General features: G+C 41.4%; 23 protein-coding genes. 13 read left to right on the forward strand and 10 right to left on the reverse strand.

Going from position 1 to position 20507, the window contains the following annotated elements:
* Positions 1-193 precede the first annotated feature (193 nt).
* On the forward strand, positions 194-1216 hold the full coding sequence (locus tag O3605_RS00665) for a YdcF family protein (RefSeq protein WP_371585054.1): 1023 nt from the start codon (positions 194-196) through the stop codon (positions 1214-1216).
* 48 nt (positions 1217-1264) lie between these two features.
* Here O3605_RS00665 and O3605_RS00670 read toward each other — a convergent pair whose 3' ends face one another.
* Positions 1265-1819 (reverse strand): GNAT family N-acetyltransferase, encoded by a 555-nt coding sequence (locus O3605_RS00670; RefSeq protein ID WP_049497917.1) that lies wholly within the window; start codon positions 1817-1819, stop codon positions 1265-1267.
* Between the two features lie 95 nt (positions 1820-1914).
* Between O3605_RS00670 and O3605_RS00675 the strand changes: the two genes are divergently transcribed.
* Positions 1915-3258 carry an MATE family efflux transporter gene (locus O3605_RS00675; RefSeq protein WP_371585055.1) on the forward strand — a complete coding sequence of 448 codons (1344 nt, stop codon included), beginning with the start codon at positions 1915-1917 and terminating at the stop codon, positions 3256-3258.
* A gap of 72 nt (positions 3259-3330) precedes the next feature.
* Here O3605_RS00675 and O3605_RS00680 read toward each other — a convergent pair whose 3' ends face one another.
* Complete coding sequence (locus tag O3605_RS00680) at positions 3331-5001, reverse strand: formate--tetrahydrofolate ligase (protein WP_371585056.1); 1671 nt, start codon at positions 4999-5001, stop codon at positions 3331-3333.
* A 175-nt stretch (positions 5002-5176) separates the two neighbouring features.
* Between O3605_RS00680 and O3605_RS00685 the strand changes: the two genes are divergently transcribed.
* The 5 genes from O3605_RS00685 to O3605_RS00705 all read left to right on the forward strand — a co-directional run bounded on the left by O3605_RS00685 (position 5177) and on the right by O3605_RS00705 (position 9430).
* Complete coding sequence (locus tag O3605_RS00685; protein ID WP_371585057.1) at positions 5177-5854, forward strand: phosphopantothenate--cysteine ligase; 678 nt, start codon at positions 5177-5179, stop codon at positions 5852-5854.
* 10 nt (positions 5855-5864) lie between these two features.
* A complete protein-coding gene (coaC, locus tag O3605_RS00690; RefSeq protein ID WP_371585058.1) occupies positions 5865-6404 on the forward strand; it encodes a phosphopantothenoylcysteine decarboxylase in 540 nt (179 codons plus the stop codon).
* Positions 6401-6961 carry an ECF transporter S component gene (locus O3605_RS00695; RefSeq protein ID WP_049515667.1) on the forward strand — a complete coding sequence of 187 codons (561 nt, stop codon included), beginning with the start codon at positions 6401-6403 and terminating at the stop codon, positions 6959-6961. The genes coaC and O3605_RS00695 overlap by 4 nt, the downstream gene beginning before the upstream one ends.
* A gap of 148 nt (positions 6962-7109) precedes the next feature.
* Positions 7110-8825 carry a phospho-sugar mutase gene (locus O3605_RS00700; RefSeq protein ID WP_049515669.1) on the forward strand — a complete coding sequence of 572 codons (1716 nt, stop codon included), beginning with the start codon at positions 7110-7112 and terminating at the stop codon, positions 8823-8825.
* 257 nt (positions 8826-9082) lie between these two features.
* Positions 9083-9430: a DUF6568 family protein gene (locus O3605_RS00705; RefSeq protein WP_371585059.1), complete on the forward strand. Its 348-nt coding sequence runs from the start codon at positions 9083-9085 to the stop codon at positions 9428-9430.
* Positions 9431-9456: 26 nt separating this feature from the next.
* On the opposite strand, the gene mutY is transcribed toward O3605_RS00705, so the two are convergent.
* From mutY to yjbM, 5 genes are all read right to left on the reverse strand, one after another.
* On the reverse strand, positions 9457-10611 hold the full coding sequence (gene mutY, locus O3605_RS00710) for an A/G-specific adenine glycosylase (RefSeq protein WP_371585060.1): 1155 nt from the start codon (positions 10609-10611) through the stop codon (positions 9457-9459).
* 246 nt (positions 10612-10857) lie between these two features.
* Positions 10858-11832, reverse strand: coding sequence for a phosphate acetyltransferase (gene pta, locus O3605_RS00715; RefSeq protein WP_021153149.1), 975 nt, complete (start codon positions 11830-11832; stop codon positions 10858-10860).
* Positions 11833-11853: 21 nt separating this feature from the next.
* Positions 11854-12747, reverse strand: a complete 894-nt coding sequence (locus tag O3605_RS00720) for an RluA family pseudouridine synthase (protein ID WP_371585061.1) — start codon at positions 12745-12747, stop codon at positions 11854-11856.
* Positions 12744-13562 (reverse strand): NAD kinase, encoded by an 819-nt coding sequence (locus tag O3605_RS00725; RefSeq protein WP_282188909.1) that lies wholly within the window; start codon positions 13560-13562, stop codon positions 12744-12746. The genes O3605_RS00720 and O3605_RS00725 overlap by 4 nt, the downstream gene beginning before the upstream one ends.
* On the reverse strand, positions 13546-14217 hold the full coding sequence (gene yjbM / locus O3605_RS00730) for a GTP diphosphokinase (RefSeq protein WP_003003504.1): 672 nt from the start codon (positions 14215-14217) through the stop codon (positions 13546-13548). The genes O3605_RS00725 and yjbM overlap by 17 nt, the downstream gene beginning before the upstream one ends.
* A 95-nt stretch (positions 14218-14312) precedes the next feature.
* Between yjbM and O3605_RS00735 the strand changes: the two genes are divergently transcribed.
* The 6 genes from O3605_RS00735 to O3605_RS00760 all read left to right on the forward strand — a co-directional run bounded on the left by O3605_RS00735 (position 14313) and on the right by O3605_RS00760 (position 18373).
* A complete protein-coding gene (locus O3605_RS00735) occupies positions 14313-14870 on the forward strand; it encodes a CYTH domain-containing protein (protein ID WP_371585062.1) in 558 nt (185 codons plus the stop codon).
* 72 nt (positions 14871-14942) lie between these two features.
* Entirely contained in the window at positions 14943-15899 is a 957-nt protein-coding gene (locus O3605_RS00740; protein ID WP_049490894.1) for a ribose-phosphate diphosphokinase, read from the forward strand.
* 9 nt (positions 15900-15908) lie between these two features.
* The gene (locus O3605_RS00745; RefSeq protein WP_371585063.1) at positions 15909-17021 is read left to right on the forward strand and encodes a cysteine desulfurase family protein; all 1113 of its coding nucleotides are present in this window, start codon (positions 15909-15911) and stop codon (positions 17019-17021) included.
* Positions 17022-17030: 9 nt separating this feature from the next.
* Entirely contained in the window at positions 17031-17378 is a 348-nt protein-coding gene (locus O3605_RS00750) for a DUF1831 domain-containing protein (protein ID WP_049490892.1), read from the forward strand.
* Between the two features lies 1 nt (position 17379).
* Complete coding sequence (locus tag O3605_RS00755) at positions 17380-17595, forward strand: DUF4649 family protein (protein ID WP_049490891.1); 216 nt, start codon at positions 17380-17382, stop codon at positions 17593-17595.
* Positions 17596-17725: 130 nt separating this feature from the next.
* Entirely contained in the window at positions 17726-18373 is a 648-nt protein-coding gene (locus O3605_RS00760; protein WP_049474902.1) for a redox-sensing transcriptional repressor Rex, read from the forward strand.
* Between the two features lie 202 nt (positions 18374-18575).
* Here the strand turns inward: O3605_RS00760 and radC are convergent, their stop codons facing one another.
* The 3 genes from radC to O3605_RS00775 form a co-directional block, all read right to left on the reverse strand.
* Positions 18576-19259, reverse strand: a complete 684-nt coding sequence (gene radC / locus O3605_RS00765; RefSeq protein ID WP_070846282.1) for a RadC family protein — start codon at positions 19257-19259, stop codon at positions 18576-18578.
* Positions 19260-19313: 54 nt separating this feature from the next.
* A complete protein-coding gene (locus O3605_RS00770) occupies positions 19314-19592 on the reverse strand; it encodes a hypothetical protein (RefSeq protein ID WP_003003299.1) in 279 nt (92 codons plus the stop codon).
* Positions 19593-19762: 170 nt separating this feature from the next.
* Positions 19763-20506, reverse strand: a complete 744-nt coding sequence (locus O3605_RS00775; RefSeq protein ID WP_371585064.1) for a class A sortase — start codon at positions 20504-20506, stop codon at positions 19763-19765.
* Between the last annotated feature and the right edge of the window lies 1 nt (position 20507).

The following is a 20507-nucleotide window of genomic DNA, read 5'->3' on the forward strand; positions in this document are numbered from 1 at the left end:
GTTCTCCTTTACATTTTTCAATCTTTTCTAGTATAACAGCTTTTATCCGCCACGGCAATTCCTTTTTTCTGAATCTATTGATTTTCTCAATTAGCAGTTAAGGCTTTTAACAACATTGAACGATTGTGGAGTTCATAAGGACATTTTAGCCAATTGTGTTACAATTAAACTACTACTACATCTAGGAGTCATCATGTTTCTATATCTATTCTGGTTGGTTCCAGCTACCATTTTATTATTTTTCTTTATGAACGACCGCAGAAGACTTATCAATGCTTACCTCTTTTCAGTAAGCTTAGGCCTTTTCCTCCTGATTTCTGCCCTTCTACTAGTTGTTCGTACGGAGCTCTGGTTTAACCAAAAGGTTGCCATCATTATCTTTTCAGTACTTGCTATTCTTGTTTTACTCAGTATTATTTTCTCAACTGTTTTTCTTCTTTTTAACGGTCGTCAAATGATATCTTTTGAAGGCAAAAGGTTGGCTAACCTCCTCTCACTCCTATATGGGATCTTTATTATAGGCGCCTTAGCACTTCACTTCCTTCCTGATTTCCCAGGGAAAGATCTCTTGATTTACCCAACAGACTTTGCCCTCTTTTACTCGACTTTTCTTTATCTTTCTTATGTTTTATATGGGACTTTTTGCAATTACTTCCCCGTTCGTAAAGAGCCGGATGCTATTATCGTCCTTGGCTCAGGTTTGATTGGGGATAAAGTCCCACCACTTCTAGCCCAGCGTCTAACTAAAGCAAAGACTATCTATGAGCAGTTTGAGGGACGACCAAAACTAATTGTTTCTGGTGGACAAGGTGCTGATGAGTTAATCTCAGAGGCGGAAGCTATGGCAAACTACCTGATGGAACAGGGTGTACCACAGGAAGATATTTTGATTGAGGATAGTTCTCGAACGACTTTTGAGAATCTGACATTTAGTAAGGCTATTCTTGAAGATCATGGACTAGGAAAGAGTGTCCTTGTGGTGACCAATTCCTTTCACGCTCTTCGGGCTGGTGTCTTTATGAGACGATTAAAAATCCCTGGACGCAGTGTCGGTTCAAAAACAGCTTTTTATTATCTCCCATCGGCTTGGATCCGAGAAACGGTTGGGCTAGTTTCTCTCTATTGGAAATGGCATGCTGCTTTCTTAGCTTTTCTATTTCTGCCTTGGTTCTTTTCACAAATCATGAGTATCGTGAACTATTTCTTTATTTACTAACCAAAAAAAGTTCTCTGCAAATTAGCTGAGAACTTTTTTATATCATGTCTAATGATCACTAAAGCGTCTGTATTCAATACGGAAATCAAAGTAATTCTCTGCCTGCAGTTTATGGAAGATATCCCGATAAGCTTCTTCATCAAATTGATCGCCTCGATAGAGAATTTCAAAGCTAAGTCCGTCGTATTCTAAAAAGGCATTAGCGGTTTTAAATCCATTTCGCTTATAGAAATCCATCCGAGACTGACGTTGCTCTATATTGTCGCATTCTTCATCTAAACGTTCCACTTCAAGAATCATGGTCCTTTGGTAAAATTCCACCAATTTTTCAATGATTTCTTGACCATATCCGTGGCTTCTTAAATGTGGCATAATGGCAAAGAAACTGACATAAAAAGCTTTCTGATTATAGATTGAAAAAGCGAATCCGACAAATTCTTCCTCGTTATAAAAAGCAAAGAAATTGGCATCGTCATTGTCCGTATAGCGTAAAAATTCTGACAAAGGAACACGCTCTTCTTCTGGAAATGCTTCGATATTCAGTCTTTCGACCTTATCCAGATCTGGAAACGTTTCAGTGATTAATTGGCTCGTTAAGCTCATATGGCCTCCTTTTCTGACACGATTATATCAAAAAATGTAAGGGGATTCAACTACCGATACTTGTCGCTGGTTACTGAAGTTGGTATAATGGCACTATGAAAAGAATTCAGCGTGTGAACCTCATAGATGGTCCTATTTTACCCACTCTTTTAAGTTTTGCCTTTCCTATCCTTTTATCCAATATCTTCCAACAACTCTACAATACCTCGGATGTCATGATTGTAGGACGATTTTTAGGTCAAAAATCATTGGCCGCCGTTGGGGCGACCTCCGCTATTTTTGATTTGATTGTTGGATTTGCCGTCGGTGTTGGAAATGGGATGAGCATCATTATCGCGAGAAATTATGGAGCTAAAAACGATGACCAATTACGAAAATCTGTCGCAGCAACTGCTGTTATTGGCGGCATCCTCAGTCTCTTCGTGATATCTATTGGTGTTGTGGGTCTTTATCCCCTTCTCCAGTTTTTAGGGACCCCGTCAGCTATTATAGCTCAGTCCTATCTCTATATCTCCACCATTGTCAATGGTGTAGTTGTGACCTTTGCCTATAATCTTTGTGCCGGACTTCTTCGAGCGGTTGGCGATAGCTTAGCGGCACTCTACTTCTTGATTATCGCCGCCATTCTCAATATTCTTCTTGATCTTTATTTTATTACCCAACTCCATCTCGGAGTCCAATCCGCTGGGATTGCGACCATTATTGCGCAAAGTTTTTCTGCACTTCTTTGTTTCTTTTATATTCGCAAAAAAGTGCCTTTCCTCCTGCCAAATCGCAACGATTTTGTTTGGGATCAAAAGCTCTATCAGGACTTAATCAGTCAGGGATTGACCATGGGGCTCATGTCTTCCATTGTCTCTATCGGAACAGTTATCTTACAATCAGCTATCAATAAGCTTGGAATGACCATCATAAGTGCTCAAATCTCAGCTCGTCGGATCATGTCCTTTGCCCTCCTGCCAATGGCCGCGATTTCCTCTAGTATGACGACCTTTACCTCGCAAAACTTTGGTGCCAAACGCTTTCGACGCATTCAAAAAGGCGTTAAACAAGCTTGTCTCCTCTCCTTCGTTTGGTCGATCATTGTTGCCATCCTCCTCTTCTTTACAAGCCCGTTCTTAACAAGCCTCATATCTGGATCTAGCGATCCTAACTTGATCGCAAATGCCAGTCTCTATCTGCAAATCAGCTCCTGCTTCTATCCGGTCTTAGGATGCCTCTTGATTTTAGGGAATTCCCTCCAAGGTATCGGCCGAAAATTGACCCCTTTGATTTCTAGCTTTATCGAGTTAACAGGAAAAATTCTCTTTGTACTTTTCATTATCCCTCATACAGGCTATATAGGAGTCATTCTTTGTGAGCCTCTCATTTGGGTTCCAATGACCCTTCAACTTTGGTTTACCTACCACAAAGCCAGTCATCAGCTTCTTGCATCATAACATTCGACGAGTACATAATAAAATAACTTCTGCTCATTTGAACAGAAGTTATTTTTTGTCATCAGGCGTTTATTAGAATAAGCCGATCGCTGTTCCATCAGCAGCCACATCCATATTTAAAGCAGCTGGACGTTTTGGTAGACCAGGCATGGTCATTACATCCCCAGTCAAAGCGACAATAAAGCCTGCTCCCAATTTTGGAACCACTTCACGAATAGTAATTTCAAAGTTTTCCGGAGCTCCCAAGGCATTTGGATTATCGGAGAAGCTATATTGTGTTTTGGCCATACAGATTGGCAACTTATCCCAACCATTTTTCACGATTTGGGCAATTTGTGTCTTAGCTTTCTTCTCAAAGTTTACCTTGCTACCACGGTAAATCTCCGTCACAATTTTTTCAATTTTTTCTTCTACAGAAAGGTTGTTATCATACAAACGTGTGTAGTTAGCTGGACTTGTTTCAATGGTCTTAACCAGCGTTTCAGCAAGGTCAACCCCACCGTCAGCACCATTCGCCCATACGCTCGCAAGCTCAACTGGTACCTCAATTTCAGCACACAATTCTTTCAAAGCAGCAATTTCTGCTTCTGTATCGGTGATAAATTCATTGATGGCAACTACCGCAGGAATGCCAAACTTACGAATATTTTCAACGTGACGTTTTAAGTTGGCAAAACCAGCGCGAACAGCCTCTACATTTTCTTCAGTCAGAGCATCCTTGGTAACTCCACCATTCATCTTAAGGGCACGAAGTGTTGCTACGATCACTACTGCATCTGGAGAAGTAGGCAAGTTTGGAGTCTTGATATCAAGGAATTTCTCAGCACCAAGGTCTGCACCAAAGCCTGCTTCTGTAATCGTATAGTCAGCTAAATGAAGAGCTGTCGTCGTTGCTAATACAGAGTTACATCCATGGGCAATATTGGCAAATGGACCACCGTGAACAAAGGCAGGAGTTCCATAGATGGTTTGAACCAAGTTTGGCTTAATCGCATCTTTAAGGATCAAGGCAAGAGCCCCTTCTACTTCCAAATCACGGACATAAACTGGACTGCGATCATAGCGATAACCGATCACAATATTAGCCAAACGGCCCTTCAAATCTTCAATATCTGTCGCCAAGCAAAGGATGGCCATAATCTCAGAAGCAACTGTAATATCAAAACCGTCTTCACGCGGAATCCCATTCAAAGGACCACCAAGACCTACACTGACATGGCGCAAAGCACGGTCGTTCAAATCCACTACCCGTTTCCAGATAATGCGACGTTGGTCAATACCGAGCTCATTTCCTTGATGCAAATGATTGTCAATCAAAGCTGAGAGAGCATTATTAGCCGTTGTAATGGCATGCATATCCCCTGTGAAATGAAGGTTGATGTCTTCCATCGGTAGAACTTGGGCATAACCACCTCCAGCAGCACCACCTTTAATCCCCATAACCGGTCCTAAAGAAGGTTCGCGAATGGCAATCATGGTTTTTTTACCGATTTTATTCAAAGCATCTGCCAGTCCAATTGTAATGGTTGATTTCCCTTCTCCAGCAGGAGTTGGGTTGATCGCAGTGACTAAAATGAGTTTTCCTACTGGATTTTTCTCAACATCACGAATCTTATCAAAGCTCAATTTTGCCTTGTATTTTCCATACAATTCAAGATCATCGTCTACCAAACCAATTTTCTTAACAACGTCCACAATCGGTTGGAGTTCAATGCTTTGAGCAATTTCGATATCTGTTTTCATAAGGGACTCCTTTATATTTGATAGATCTATTATACCTAAAATTCGCGAAAATAACATTGTTTTTCTATGTTTTGATTTCAACGTTCGCTTTTTATGTATATTTTATGGCTTGTCATAGCCTATTTGAATAGCTTCAGAACTTTACTTACGTATCTTTTTTGTGTAAAATAAGCATATGCATATTTTAATTACATCAGGCGGGACGAGTGAAGCCATTGATAGCGTTCGTTCAATCACCAATCATTCCACTGGGAGCCTAGGGAAAATCCTTACAGAAACAGCTCTTGCAAAGGGACATCAGGTGACCTTGATCACAACACCTACCGCGCTTAAACCCGATCCTCATCCACACCTTCGACTTCTATTGATCGAGAATGTAGAGGAACTACTTACAGAAATGCAGAAAGAAGTCCCTCATCATCAGGCCTTGATTCACGCTATGGCTGTTTCAGACTATACACCTGTATACATGACAGGCCTTGAGGAGGTTGAGAAAGCTCAGGAACTCCATAATTTTCTACATCGCGAAAATCACGAAACCAAAATCTCTTCGAAAGAAGAATACCAAGTGCTCTTTCTAAAGAAAAATCCGAAGATTATCTCCCTTGTCAAAGAATGGAATCCTGCCATTCAACTGATCGGCTTTAAACTATTAGTCGACGTTTCTTCTGAAGAGTTGATCCAGGTAGCGCGTGAAAGTCTCGTTAAAAATCATGCCAGCATGATCGTTGCTAACGATCTGACCAAAATTCAGAATGGTCAGCATCAAGCCTATCTAGTGACAGACAATCACGTCCTAGAAGCTTCTACGAAAACAGAAATCGCAGAGGCTATCCTAAAACATTTACAATAAAAAGGTACATATGACACAAATTACTTTAGCTGTTACCGGTAGTATTTCCGCCTATAAAGCGGCTGATATTACCAGCCAATTAAACAAATTGGGGTTTGAAGTGAAAGTCCTCATGACACCTGCAGCCCAAAAATTTATCACCCCTTTAACCTTGCAAGTTCTTTCAAAGAATCAAGTAGGCCTTGATGTAATGATCGAAGACGATCCACAGCGGATCGAGCACATCAACATTGGAAAAGAAACAGACCTCTTTCTTGTGGCACCGGCTAGTGCCAATACGATTGCTAAACTTGCCATGGGGCTAGCAGATAATATGGTGACAAGCACAGCTCTAGCCTTGCCTCAAGGAACAAAAAAATTACTAGCCCCCGCTATGAATACAAAAATGCTGGAACACCCAGCTACCCAACGAAATCTAAAACTCTTACAAGACTATGGTTACCAGATTATCCAACCTCGTGAAGCTCTACTGGCTTGTGGAGACAAAGGTTCTGGAGCTCTAGCGTCTGTAGAAACTATTGTAGAAACTGTTAAGGAGAATTGTTTATGAGAAAATCATCTTCTATTTCACGAATTGCCATCTTTTTTGCGGTTATGATCACTATTCACTTTGTGACGTCCTTCATTCTGCAATTTGTTCCATCAGGCATTCAACCAACTTTGGTTCATATTCCTGTCGTGATCGCATCTATCATATACGGTCCTCGAACAGGAGCGATTCTAGGACTGCTGATGGGACTCTTTAGCCTCACCATGAATACACTGGTTTTAACCCCAGCAAGCTATCTCTTTAGTCCCTTTGTCCCTCACGGAAATCTCTACTCCCTTCTCATCGCTTTAGTACCGCGTATTCTCATCGGGGTAACACCTTATTTTGTCTATCGATGGTTCCACAATCGTACAGGGCTTATGGTAGCTGGGATGATCGGTTCTATGACCAATACTGTATTCGTTTTAAGCGGGATTTACTTCTTCTTTGGGAACAGTTTTGGAGGCGGAATTCAAAATTTCCTTGGCTTGATTGTGTCTACTAACTCTCTTATCGAAGTCGTTGCGACAGTCCTCATTACCAGCGCAGTTGTTCCATCTCTTGAAAAATTAAAATAATCTTCCAAGTCAAGACAGATGCGTCTTGGCTTTTTTAATGGTTAAATGCTTATTATTTTTGAAAAGATTTACAATTATAGCTAGAATTTTCTGAAAAAATCTGCTATAATGAAAGCGATTAAATATAACGCAAAAAGGAGACGCTTGCATGACCTATCAAGAAAACTACCAAAAATGGCTCGACTTTGCTGAATTACCAGCTTACCTTCGTGATGAGTTGGTCGCAATGGATGAAAAAACAAAAGAAGATGCCTTCTATACTAACCTTGAATTCGGTACAGCTGGTATGCGTGGATTAATCGGTGCTGGTACCAACCGTATTAATATCTATGTTGTTCGCCAAGCAACTGAAGGATTGGCCCAATTGATCGAATCAAAAGGGGAAGAAGCTAAAAAACGTGGAGTTGCCATTGCTTATGACAGCCGTCACTTCTCTCCTGATTTCGCTTTTGAATCTGCTCAGGTTTTGGCTGCCCATGGTATCAAATCTTATGTATTTGAAAGCCTTCGACCAACACCTGAATTGTCATTTGCCGTTCGTCACCTCCACACATTTGCTGGGATCATGGTAACAGCTAGCCACAACCCTGCTCCATTTAATGGATACAAGGTATACGGTGAAGACGGTGGACAAATGCCACCTGCAGATGCGGATGCATTGACAGATTACATCCGTGCGATCGAAAATCCATTCACTGTTCAATTGGCTGATCTTGAAGAAAGCAAAGCTAACGGCTTGATTGAAGTTATCGGTGAAAACGTCGACGCTGAATATTTGAAAGAAGTGAAAGGCGTTAACATCAACCAAAACTTGATCAATGAATACGGTCGCGACATGAAGATTGTCTACACTCCTCTTCATGGTACAGGTGAAATGTTGGCTCGTCGTGCTCTTGCACAAGCTGGATTTGAAGCAGTTCAAGTTGTTGAAGCTCAAGCTGTTCCAGACGCTGACTTCTCAACTGTTAAATCTCCAAACCCTGAAAACCAAGCTGCTTTTGCTCTTGCTGAAGATCTTGGCCGCAAAGTAGACGCTGATGTATTGGTTGCAACTGACCCAGATGCAGACCGCCTTGGTGTTGAAATCCGCCAACCAGACGGTTCTTACCTCAACCTTTCTGGTAACCAAATCGGAGCGATCATTGCTAAATATATTCTTGAAGCTCACAAAACAGCTGGTACTCTTCCTGCCAATGCTGCTCTTTGTAAATCAATTGTATCCACTGAGTTGGTGACCAAGATTGCAAAAAGCTACGGCGCAACCATGTTTAACGTCTTGACTGGTTTCAAATTTATCGGTGAAAAAATTCATGAATTTGAAACACAACACAACCACACTTACATGCTTGGTTTTGAAGAAAGCTTCGGTTACCTCATCAAACCATTCGTACGTGACAAAGACGCTATCCAAGCCGTTCTTATCGTTGCTGAAATCGCAGCTTACTACCGCTCACGTGGTATGACTTTGGCAGATGGTATCGAAGAAATCTATAAACAATATGGTTACTTCGCAGAAAAGACTATCTCTGTTACCCTTTCAGGTGTGGATGGAGCTGCTGAAATCAAGAAAATCATGGATAAATTCCGTGGCAATGCTCCTAAACAATTCAATAACACAGACATTGCTAAGACAGAAGACTTCTTGGAACAAACAGCTACTACTGCCGACGGCGTTGAAAAATTAACAACTCCTCCAAGTAACGTATTGAAATACATCTTGGCTGATGATTCATGGTTTGCTGTTCGTCCTTCAGGTACCGAACCAAAAATCAAATTCTACATTGCTACAGTTGGTGAATCTGAAGCAGATGCTAAAGAAAAAATTGCGAATATCGAAGCAGAAATCAATGCTTTTGTAGGCTAAAACACGAGGCTGGGACAAAAGTCCTAGCCTCTCAATTATTTTTGGATTGTCGAGCAAGACGCAGTGGTTGAGTGGGCTCTACTACGCTGATTTTATCAGCTTTTACAGCCCTACTCAACTGTGCGGAGGTGGGACGACGAAATCGAATTCTAACGAATTACCGATTTCTCTCCCACTCTCTCTTTCTTTCGTAGCAAATACCAGCGATTTTATAGAAAATATGGCATACTAGACTTAGAAGAAAGCGAGGTAATCTCATGGAACAATTTTTAGAAGATATTAAAGATCTTGAAGTTACAACTGTTGCGCGTGCGCAAGAAGCGATCGATCAAAAAGAAACAGCAACCTTCTTTATCGGACGCAAGACTTGCCCTTACTGCCGGAAGTTTGCTAGTAAGTTAGCAACTGTCGTAGATGAAACAAAAGCTCATATCTACTTCATTAATAGTGAAGAACCAAGTCAACTTGATGCTTTACAAGCCTTCCGCTCAACTTACGGTATTCCAACTGTCCCTGGATTTTTACATGTTGAATCCGACGAAGTCACTGTTCGTTGCGACTCATCCATGTCTGAAGAAGAAATTAAAGCATTCGCTCATCTATAAAAAATTAGCTAGAGATCATACTCTAGCTAATTTTCGTTTTCCGTAAACGTCGTCCAAATCTTTTGCTGGGGTTTGGCAAAAGGATATTTCGAAAATTCTTCTGGTGTTAACCAAACAGTCGATTCACTTGATTCTTGCTCTCCTTCTTTTACCAGACCATATCGAATCTGAACCTGCCACTTGCGATGTGAAAAGATATGCTGAACGATAGGATACGATCTGTCCTGCCAATCAATGGCCAAGTCATAGTCCTGTTCAAAAGAAAGAATTTCTGGGTTGCTCTCTGCATCCCCTTTCCCATCCAATAGAGATAATTGGCCTAGGTTCTCAGATAGGCTTTCCACTTCGATCAAGGGGAAATGCCAGAAACCTGATAAAAGCCCCTCTCGCTCATTTTTCTCCAACAAATAGCGGCCTTGACTATCCTTGATAATAAAGGCTGTGAGATAGACAGGTACCGGTTTCTTCTTAGGAGCCTTAATGGGATAACGATCCATAGTCCCATGCTGATAGGCCGCGCTAAATTCCTTGACAGGACTCTCTTCTGGTCGTGGATTGACTGGCGATTCAATATCGGATCCCAAATCCATCAAAGCTTGATTGAAATCACCCGGACGGGCCGGATCGATCAAGATTTCCATCATAGCTTGAAAAATCTTGCGATTAGTCGGGACTCCGATATCGTAGTCGACCTCAAATAAGCGGGCTAAAACACGCATGACATTGCCATCCACTGCTGGCTCTGATAATCCAAAGGCAATACTAGCGATAGCACCGGCTGTATAAGGCCCAATCCCCTTCAGTTTAGATATTTCCTCATAACTTGATGGAAACACTCCTCCATGATTTTCCATGATCTGCTGGGCAGCTTTCTGCATATTGCGGACACGTGAGTAATACCCCAAGCCTTCCCAAGCTTTTAAGAGTTTTTCTTCAGGGGCTTGTGCCAAATCAGTGACCGTCGGAAACCAATCTAAAAAGCGCTCATAATAAGGAATCACCGTATCGACACGTGTCTGCTGGAGCATAATTTCTGAGATCCAAATTTTATAAGGATCCTGGGTCCGTCTCCAGGGGAGATCCCGTTTATGGGCATCATACCAGGCTAATAACTTTTCTCGGAAGGAAGTGATTTTTTCCTCCTCCCACATGGTAATCCCGTAATTTTTTAAATCTAACATATTCCTAGTATACCATAGAATGAGTTAGAGTTTAGAAATGATGAATTTATAAAGAAAAAGAGGCCGGGACAAAAGTCCTAGCCTCTCAATTATTTTTGGATTGTTGAGCAAGACGCAGTGGTTGAGTGGGCTCTACTACGCTGATTTCATCAGCTTTTACAGCCCTACTCAACTGTGCGGAGGTGGGACGACGAAATCGAATTCTAACGAATTACCGATCTCTGTCCCACTCTCTAAATGTATTTCTTATTGTTCCACGGCTTGAGCTGCTGTGATCAAGGTCAATTTGTAAACGTCATCTGCATTACATCCACGAGAAAGGTCGTTGACTGGTTTGTTCAACCCTTGCAAGACTGGACCTACCGCTGCAAAGCCACCAAGACGTTCAGCCATCTTGTATCCAATGTTACCTGCTTCAATACCAGGGAAGATAAAGACATTAGCTTGACCTGCCACCTTGCTTCCTGGAGCCTTCAAGGCTGCAGTTGCTGGGACAAAGGCTGCGTCAAATTGCAATTCACCATCAATTTCAAGGTCTGGACGAAGTTCATGGGCTAGCTTAGTCGCTTCGACAACTTTATCAACACTTTCACCGAAACCAGATCCTTTTGTTGAATAGCTCAACATAGCAATTTTTGGATCAATGCCAAACATCTTGGCTGTGATAGCTGAATTGATGGCAATTTCAGCTAAGCCTTCAGCATCTGGATTGATGTTGATGGCACAGTCCCCGAACAAGTAGCGTTCAGATCCACGAACCATAAGGAAAGCCCCTGAAGTCCGTTTTACATTTGGACGAGTTTTGATAATTTGCAAAGCCGGACGAACAGTTGCGGCTGTTGAGTGAATCGCACCAGATACCATTCCATCAACGATTCCCATATGTACCAACATGACACCAAAATAGTTAACGTCGTCTTTCAAGACTTGACGCGCTTCTTCTTCTGTCATTTTGCCCTTACGACGTTCTACTAGGGAAGCTACCATTTCTTCAAAACCTGGATAAGAATGAGGATCGATAACTTCATATCCATCCAGAACCCCTTCGATTTCAAGATAAATCCGAATTTTATCCGGATTACCAAGCAAGACAGGGGTTACTTCTGTCTCGTTCACAATGCGTTTTGTCGCTTGGAGGATACGAGGTTCTTCACCTTCTGGTAATACAATACGTGCATTCTTACCAACGAGGTTGGCTTTGAGATTTTCGAAAACTTCCATGAGTTTTACTCCTTTTAATAATTAATAACTTGTTTGAAGCTGTGTTAATACAGCTTGGAAATCTGGAGGCAGTGGACTTTCTATGACCAACTCTTCCTCTAGAAATGGATGATAATAGGATAGACGATGACAATGAAGGGCTTGGCGCTCAATGCCGTCTTCTAAACTGCCGCCATAGAGATCATCTCCCAAGAGCGGAAAACCAATATGGGAAAAATGAACTCGGATCTGATGGGTTCGACCTGTGTGTAACTGGATATCCACTAAGTGAATATCACCAAAAGATTGAACAACCTGGTAGCTAGTATGAGCATACTTGCCACCTTTAGCTACCTTTCGGGTGATAATTGACTCTTCATCACGCGCAATCGGAGCAATGATTTCTCCAACAGGATCAAGCTTCCCAGTTCCCTTGACCAAGGCATAATAGCGTTTCTTAATCGTTTTAGATTGCAATTGCTTATCTAATCGAGCATGAGCATAGCCATGCTTGGCAAAGAGCATAACGCCACTAGTATCCTTGTCCAAGCGAGTGACAATGTGAACCTGCTGGTTCTCGTAGCCCTGCTTCACATAGTAGCCTTTTACAAAATTGGCTAAGGTATTGGAATGAATCGCACTTGGAATAGAAGCAATGCCAAAGGGTTTGTTTAAGACCAAAAAATGATCATCTTCAAACAAAATATCCAAAGGCCGATCCATAGGTTTTAAGGTTTCAAAACCTTCTTCTGCCGGAATATCAATGACCAAGCGATCCCCAATATCCAACAAATAAACTGCATTCTCCGGACATCCATTGACAAGGATCTGACCACCACGAAACTTAATCTTGGCTAAGAGCCCCTTAGAAACCTCGTGCTTTTTCAAGAAAGTCTTGACCTTGACATGCTCATCGACAATGAATTCAAATCTCATTCTCTATCATCTCCGATAAAGGCATCCTTGACCCGATTCCAGAAGCTGGTGTGACTGGAGCTTGCCACAAAATTGATCTTATGGTTGTCAATCTGGTATTCTACCTTTGCAATATTGCGGTAAGAATAGGTTGAATTGTCAACAGAGATAATGTGAAAGCCAGGTCTCGTCGGTGTAATCTCGATCTTATCCTTTTTAGGGACAATGACAGAAGAACCCAAGGTACGATAAACACGGTTGTTGAGACTGGCGATTTCAGCAATCTGCAGCGCCTCAATAGTTGGGTGAAGGACTGCTCCTCCCAAGGATTTGTTGTATGCCGTACTTCCTGTCGGAGTCGAAACAGTAATGCCGTCTCCTCTGAAGCGCTCAAAATCCACTCCATTAATCGTAAGATCGGCAACCATGGTCCGGTCGCTTCTCTTAATCGTCGCTTCGTTCAAAGCTCTCATGGTACGGGTTTCCCCATTTTCGAAAGTAATCTTGACATTCAAAATAGGGTAAGAAACCTTAGCTCCTGTATCATATTTTAAATTTTCAACCAGCTTATCGATTTCACTGTCTAAGTAATCTGTATAGAATCCTAAGTGTCCGGTATGGACGCCAACAAATCGCACCCGATCCAACTGGTGTTCATACTTGTGAAAGGCCGATAGCAACATTCCATCGCCACCAATTGAAATCACAATATCCGGGTGCTTCTCCGTCAAAATAAAATTATTTTTCCGAAGCTTGTAGCGCAACTGCTGAAAAACCTCTTCACTTTGACGCTTGCGATTGCGAATAATGGATACTTTTTTACCTGTAGTCTTCATCTGTGTCATCACTATTTCCAACGCCATCATTTAACTTACGATGAAGTGGATCAAACAGGGCTTGAGCCTCCTGAATCGCATCCCGAATTGCCCCCATCTCTTCATCCAAAAGATAGGCCAGGTTTGCTGTCGTCTCTAAGCGTTTTTTGATCTCGTCTGGAAAGTCTCCTTTATATTTATAATTGAGCGAGTGTTCAATGGTTGCCCAAAAATTCATGGACAAGGTCCGAATTTGAATCTCTGCTAAGATCGTTTCATTTCCATCAATGGTATCAACCGGGTACTCGACCACGACGTGGTAACTCCGGTAGCCACTTGATTTCTTGTGGCGGATGTAGTCTCGCTCTTGGACCACGCGCATATCCTGCCGTTGTCTCAGAACCTCTAGGATCTCATCCACATCATCCACAAACTGGACCATGATGCGAAGACCAGCAATATCTTGCATATCCTGAGCCAGATTTTCTTCAGAAATATTTCTTCGGATCATCTTTTCGCGAATGCTCTCAATCGGCTTGACCCGTCCTGTGACAAACTCAATTGGAGAATGCTTTTGTTGCTTACGATATTGCTTACGAATCCCACGCAGTTTGATTTTTAATTCCCCAACTGCTTGGATATATGGATCTAAGAAGTTTTCCCAATCAATTGCCATCCTACCACCTTGTAATCTGAACCATTTTTGTATACAATAAACACATCTCTTATTATATCATGAATCGCTTTTGAAAAAAAGCAAAGGACTACAAAATGAACCATTTAGAAATTGAATACAAAACCTTGCTAGATAAGGAGGAATACCAATCCCTCCTTCCACTTTTTGCTGATACAGAATTGGTTGTCCAAACCAATCACTATATCGATACACACGACCAGCTCATCCGTAAGGAAAAAATGGCCTTGCGGGTGCGTACTTTCACAGATCAAGCTGAGTTGACTCTCAAAGTCCCTGAGGCAGTTGGCCATTTCGAGTACAATCAAAACCTCAGCCCCGAAGAATCCGAGGCGATCCTTCAACACCAACAGTTTCCTGACGGAGAAATCAAAAACCTCTTAATCTCTAAAGAAATCTCTGTTGAGCAACTCGCTGTCTGGGGAAGCCTTACAACAGAACGATTCGAAAAAGAAACAGCTGCAGGATTGGTGGCACTAGACCACAGTCTCTATCTAGACACTGAAGATTATGAATTAGAAATCGAGGTCGAAACCGCTGAGCAGGAAGAAAATTTCCATCAGTTCATCAAAGAGCATGGAATCGTCTACAAAGCTGCAAAAAATAAAATCACAAGATTGGCGGAAAGATTGTAAAATAGCTGAAATTATCGCAAATTTTTGCTAAAATAGTGCTAAGATCAAAAATCTAAATGAGGTTGGAATCACATGTCAGATAAAAAAAATATGAAGCTCTTCTCTCTCAATTCAAATCCAGAGATTGCGCAAAAAATCGCGGATCATGCTGGGGTTCCACTTGGGAAAATTTCATCCCGTCAATTCTCAGATGGTGAAATCCAAGTCAATATTGAGGAAAGTGTTCGTGGATATGATATTTATATCATTCAATCAACCAGTTTCCCTGTCAACAATCACTTGATGGAACTCTTAATTATGGTGGATGCTTGCCAACGGGCCAGCGCAAATACTGTCAATGTGGTCATGCCTTACTTCGGTTATGCTCGCCAAGACCGGACTGCTGCTCCTCGCGAACCAATTACTGCTAAGCTTGTCGCAAATATGTTGGTCAAAGCTGGGGTGGATCGTGTCGTCACTCTGGATCTCCATGCAGTGCAAGTCCAAGGTTTCTTCGATATTGCCGTGGATAACCTCTTTACCGTTCCACTTTTTGCAGAACACTACATCAACAAAGGTCTAACTGGTCCTGATGTCGTAGTCGTCAGCCCTAAAAACTCTGGTGTCAAACGAGCTCGCAGTTTAGCAGAATATCTTGATGCACCGATTGCGATCATTGATTACGAGCAAGATGATGCGAACCGTGATTATGGCTATATTATCGGGGATGTCAAAGACAAGAAAGCGATCTTGATTGACGATATCCTCAATACTGGTAAGACATTCTCAGAAGCTGCGAAAATCGTCGAACGCGAAGGTGCTACTGAAATTTATGCTGTATCAAGCCATGGTTTATTTGTAAAAGGTGCTGTCGAGTTATTAGACCAAGCTCCGATCAAAGAAATCTTAGTAACCGATTCTGTTGCTCCAAACGGACCAACTCCTAAAAATATTAACTATCTGACAGCTAGCGAACTGATCGCTGAAGCTATTGTTCGCATTCAAGAAAGAAAACCTGTTAGTCCTCTATTTGCCTACCATAAGAAATAAGGTCTTAATGTGATATATTTTGATAATGCCGCAACAACTCCCCTTCTACCTGAAGTCATTGATAAAATGTCTGAAACTATGAAGACCACTTTTGGAAATCCATCGAGCCTTCATGCTCATGGACGGATGGCTAGTAAACTCCTTCGAGAGTCTCGCGAGCAGATTGCTCAGTCTCTCCATACTCTTCCAAATCGTATTTTCTTCACTTCAGGTGGATCAGAAAGTAATAATACCGTTATAAAAGGCTACTGCTTGAAACACCAAGCAGATGGCAAACACATCATTACGACCGCTTTGGAACACCATGCGGTTCTCGAACCCATCGAATATCTTGTAGAACGTTTCGGATTTGAAGTGACGATCGTCCAACCAAGAGATGGACGCATTCAGGCTAGTGATATCAAGGCGGCTCTTAGACCGGATACCATTCTTGTCTCTACCATGTTTGCCAATAACGAGACAGGCGATCTTCTACCGATTAAAGAAATCGGAGAACTCTTAAAAGATCATCCAGCTGCCTTTCACGTTGATGCGGTCCAAGCAATCGGAAAGGTCCCTGTCTATCCCGAAGAGTTGGGAATTGATTTTCTCAGTGCTTCTGCCCACAAATTCCACGGACCAAAGGGAGTCGGCTTCCTTTATGCAGCCGTCCCAGATTTTGATAATCTCATCCATGGTGGGGATCAGGAAAGTAAGATGAGAGCCAGCACGGAAAATCTCATTTCTATTGTCGGGATGGCAACCGCGCTTCAGCAAGCTACACTTCATCAAGAAGAAAATTTCAACCAGGTTCAAAAACTCGGCCAAGAGCTAGTCAATGGTTTAGCAGCCTACGACTACTACGTAAATGCGAATGACGACCATCTTCCATTTGTTTGGAACCTTGGCTTTCCGGGTGTCCAAAATAACGTTTTACTGATGCGACTCGATCTTGCTGGAATTTCTGTCTCTACAGGTTCTGCTTGTACCGCTGGTACAGTTCAACCCAGCCATGTCCTTGAGGCGCTATATGGAAAAGATAGCTCACGCCTAAAAGAATCCCTTCGAATTAGTTTTTCAGAACTCAATACCGTAGAGGAGGTTCAAGACTTCCTCTCAAAACTTAAAGAAATTTTATCATAGGAGGACAATATGGCTTTTGAAACAAGTGTTTCATTGAAAGACTGCAAATATACCTATAGTCTACACCCAAATGTTAAAAAATATACCTTACGTGACAATACATTCGCTGTTACAAAAGTTGGAAATTACGAGTTAAATCGTTTGCTCGAAGCCGTTCCAAATAGTGGCGAAGGCTTCCTACTTAAAATCATTTTCAATAAAGATTTGACAGGTTTTAAGATCAATATTACAGACAAGTCTGGGCTTCGCCTGGTTAATATCTTTAAAAATCCAGAAAATAACATTATCCAACAAAAATTCTATTTCCTAATGGATAGTCTTGTCGAAAGAGAAATTTTCAACAAAACAGAGGCCTAATATGGTAACCCTAACTTATATCGATGCTTATCAAGTAGAACGAACGACTACTTATCCTGACCTTGCAGCCTGTATCCTAGCTTTTTCAGGCTGTGTAACCTTGCCTGACTCTTACTCAATCGTATCCATTGAATACAAGGGGGAAAAACTCCCCTATACAGGACGAGTCGATGGACTCTATGCTTTTTTGAAAAAGGTAGAACAAGCTGAAAACTAAGCTGATGCTGATGGAACTCTCCCATCGTCATCAGCTTTTTCTTTAGATAAAAATATTTTTGAAAAAACACTCTAGATAGTTGATTTTTTCACAATCTTCCTATACAATAAGTGGGAAAGGTTGTGATATTGTGAAACATGATAAAAATACTCCAATTCCACGCGCAACAGCAAAACGCTTATCGCTCTACTACCGAATTTTTAAACGCTTTAACTCTGAAAAAATAGAGCGCGCAAATTCCAAGCAAATTGCTGATGCAATTGGGATTGACTCTGCTACCGTTCGCCGAGATTTTTCTTATTTTGGTGAATTAGGAAGACGGGGATTTGGTTATGACGTAAAAAAACTGATGAACTTCTTTGCCGATCTCTTAAATGACAATGCCATTACCAATGTCGCTATTGTGGGGATCGGAAATATGGGAAGTGCGCTCCTCAACTATCGCTTCCATGAACGCAATAAGATGAAAATTGTCATGGCTTTTGATGTAGATGATCATGAACTGATTAATACCAAAAGTAAGGATGGGATCCCCATTTATGGGATTTCTACGATCAAAGAGAATCTCAAAAAAGAAGGCATTCAAACAGCAATTTTAACTGTCCCAAGTATTAAAGCGCAGGAAGTTGCTAGTCTTTTAGTAGATGCCGGTGTCAAAGGAATTCTAAGCTTTTCTCCGGTCCATCTGACAGTTCCTAAAGACGTTGTTGTCCAATATGTCGATCTCACTAGTGAATTGCAAACACTCCTTTATTTCATGCGAAAAAACGAAGAATAAAGATTTATACATTAACAAGAAAAGAGGCTGGGATAAAAATCCTAGCCTCTCAATTATTTTTGGATTGTCGAGCAAGACGCAGTGGTTGAGTGGGCTCTACCATGCTGATTTCATCAGCTTTTACAGCCCTACTCAACTGTGCGGAGGTGGGACGACGAAATCGAATTCTAACGAATTACCGATTTCTGTCCCACTCTCTATTTTATACCAAATAATCGGTTTCTTCACGGTAACTATAATAGTTTTCTTCAGATACAATCAAGTGATCTAATAGGGTTAAGCCCATCACTTCACAGGCCTCTAAAACTCGTTGCGTTACTTCATCATCATTTTTACTCGGAAATACGGCACCAGATGGATGATTGTGAGCCAAGATGATAGAGGTTGCCATGTGCTTCAGTGCATAATGCAGGATTTCACGTGGCTCCGCAATACTTCGATTCACGGTTCCAATAAAAATGGTCTGCTGATGAATAATTTCATTCTGCGTATTTAAATAGAGGGCAACCAGGTGCTCCTGTTTCTTATGGCCGATTTCCTGTTGAATTTTATGGGCCAATTTCTGGCTGCTCATGATCTGTTCAGAACTCATCAATTCGTCTTTATGAATCCTTCGTCCAAACTCAATCACAGCCTGAAGTTCGATGGCCTTCACCCGGCCAATGCCAGAGATTTCCTGTAGCTCCTCTAGGGTTAATTGACTTAACTCCTTTAAACTATTAACTGAGCTCAAAAGACCTTGTGCAATCTCATAAACGCTTTTTTGCTTATTGCCTGTCCGTAAGAGAATGGATAACAATTCTTGGTGACTCAGCTTATCCACTCCTTCAGAGACCAAACGTTCTCTAGGAAGTAAAGATGGTTCAATAAATGATATGTCGTACATAATTTCCTCCTCACTTATTAATTCGTAATAAATGAAAAAAACGACAACCTTTCATTATTTACAGGCGATTTCTTGTTTCAAGTCATCTAACACTAAGACTTCATCTTTATTAAAGCGGATCTGGTAACCTGTTTGAACTTGTTCAAGCTCTTTTAAAAACTGTTGAATTTCACAGCGAATCAAGTACTCCTGGCTCTGAGGAATGGCCTCTAAAGCTTGGTAGACCTGCTCTACTTCGTAGATTCCTTTCGTAATTAAACCATTTCGTGGAAAATCGTTTACTAAGAGATTATAGAAATGATGCAAGAGATGATAAATTCGCTCTTTCGTCACTATTCTACCTCCTTATCATACCCTTTCTCCTCTATTATATACTGATTTTCCCTCGATATTATGACAAATTCCTTACATAATATTACCAATCTCTTACAATTTTACAAGAATTTCTCCTAGCTTCCCACATAGAAAAAAGCCCTGGCATCTCTGCCATGGGCTTTATTTTCTTAAAGTTGCATTTGATTATAAGACTTGCTGAATGAATCCAGGATGTCTTTTGGAGCCTTGTCATAGTCAACAGAGGTTTCCAAATTTCCTTTTACAATCGTACGGTAAGTCGCTGCAGCATCCTCACAGGTCACTAAAGTGATCTCATTGACACCTTCACGATCTTGAATAACATCTACACGGTCCGGAGTCACTGTCTCAACAGACGAGATGACATAAGTATAGATTTTTTCTTTGTCCGTGATGTAGATCTTCATTCCTGCCTTGGCTTTCTCTAACGGTGAGAATAACATGGCATTTGCTCCAGTTAGGCCAAATACATGGTGACTAGCTAGAGAATAATTGCCTTGCCCCATGACTTGGTTTTCCTTCATGGTCCCTGCTCCGTAGTAGAGGGCTACATTTTCAAGCCCCTTAAAGATCGGAAGGTTCATGTTTAATTCAGGAATCGAAATCCCCCCAATTACTGGTAGCTTTTGAGCTTGCCATTGGGCATTGATGACGGCTTCCGTCGAGAGTGACTGGACATGTTGGAAATCAAAGCTCGTCTTCACTTCTTTATTCTTATCAATGGTTTTTTTATCGACCTTACTAACCTGGTATTGGTTGGTATGCCAAACCATAATCATGTTTCGGATCGGAGCATTGAAAATCAAGAGAAGCGAGAGAATAATCAAAAGTGTTGCAAAGATGTTGATAAGAGTATTGCGTAAACTCTTTTTCTTTTTTCTTTTGCGTGACATG

The sequence above is a fragment of the Streptococcus sp. 27098_8_99 genome (genome assembly GCF_041431935.1).
Lineage (GTDB): Bacteria > Bacillota > Bacilli > Lactobacillales > Streptococcaceae > Streptococcus > Streptococcus parasanguinis_D.

Excerpts from the sequence above, each read along its gene's own strand:
- O3605_RS00665 (WP_371585054.1), top strand. The coding sequence starts at position 194 with ATGTTTCTATATCTATTCTGGTTGGTTCCAGCTACCATTTTATTATTT.
- O3605_RS00670 (WP_049497917.1), bottom strand. The coding sequence starts at position 1,819 with ATGAGCTTAACGAGCCAATTAATCACTGAAACGTTTCCAGATCTGGAT.
- O3605_RS00675 (WP_371585055.1), top strand. The coding sequence starts at position 1,915 with ATGAAAAGAATTCAGCGTGTGAACCTCATAGATGGTCCTATTTTACCC.
- O3605_RS00680 (WP_371585056.1), bottom strand. The coding sequence starts at position 5,001 with ATGAAAACAGATATCGAAATTGCTCAAAGCATTGAACTCCAACCGATT.
- O3605_RS00685 (WP_371585057.1), top strand. The coding sequence starts at position 5,177 with ATGCATATTTTAATTACATCAGGCGGGACGAGTGAAGCCATTGATAGC.
- coaC (WP_371585058.1), top strand. The coding sequence starts at position 5,865 with ATGACACAAATTACTTTAGCTGTTACCGGTAGTATTTCCGCCTATAAA.
- O3605_RS00695 (WP_049515667.1), top strand. The coding sequence starts at position 6,401 with ATGAGAAAATCATCTTCTATTTCACGAATTGCCATCTTTTTTGCGGTT.
- O3605_RS00700 (WP_049515669.1), top strand. The coding sequence starts at position 7,110 with ATGACCTATCAAGAAAACTACCAAAAATGGCTCGACTTTGCTGAATTA.
- O3605_RS00705 (WP_371585059.1), top strand. The coding sequence starts at position 9,083 with ATGGAACAATTTTTAGAAGATATTAAAGATCTTGAAGTTACAACTGTT.
- mutY (WP_371585060.1), bottom strand. The coding sequence starts at position 10,611 with ATGTTAGATTTAAAAAATTACGGGATTACCATGTGGGAGGAGGAAAAA.
- pta (WP_021153149.1), bottom strand. The coding sequence starts at position 11,832 with ATGGAAGTTTTCGAAAATCTCAAAGCCAACCTCGTTGGTAAGAATGCA.
- O3605_RS00720 (WP_371585061.1), bottom strand. The coding sequence starts at position 12,747 with ATGAGATTTGAATTCATTGTCGATGAGCATGTCAAGGTCAAGACTTTC.
- O3605_RS00725 (WP_282188909.1), bottom strand. The coding sequence starts at position 13,562 with ATGAAGACTACAGGTAAAAAAGTATCCATTATTCGCAATCGCAAGCGT.
- yjbM (WP_003003504.1), bottom strand. The coding sequence starts at position 14,217 with ATGGCAATTGATTGGGAAAACTTCTTAGATCCATATATCCAAGCAGTT.
- O3605_RS00735 (WP_371585062.1), top strand. The coding sequence starts at position 14,313 with ATGAACCATTTAGAAATTGAATACAAAACCTTGCTAGATAAGGAGGAA.
- O3605_RS00740 (WP_049490894.1), top strand. The coding sequence starts at position 14,943 with ATGTCAGATAAAAAAAATATGAAGCTCTTCTCTCTCAATTCAAATCCA.
- O3605_RS00750 (WP_049490892.1), top strand. The coding sequence starts at position 17,031 with ATGGCTTTTGAAACAAGTGTTTCATTGAAAGACTGCAAATATACCTAT.
- O3605_RS00755 (WP_049490891.1), top strand. The coding sequence starts at position 17,380 with ATGGTAACCCTAACTTATATCGATGCTTATCAAGTAGAACGAACGACT.
- radC (WP_070846282.1), bottom strand. The coding sequence starts at position 19,259 with ATGTACGACATATCATTTATTGAACCATCTTTACTTCCTAGAGAACGT.
- O3605_RS00775 (WP_371585064.1), bottom strand. The coding sequence starts at position 20,506 with ATGTCACGCAAAAGAAAAAAGAAAAAGAGTTTACGCAATACTCTTATC.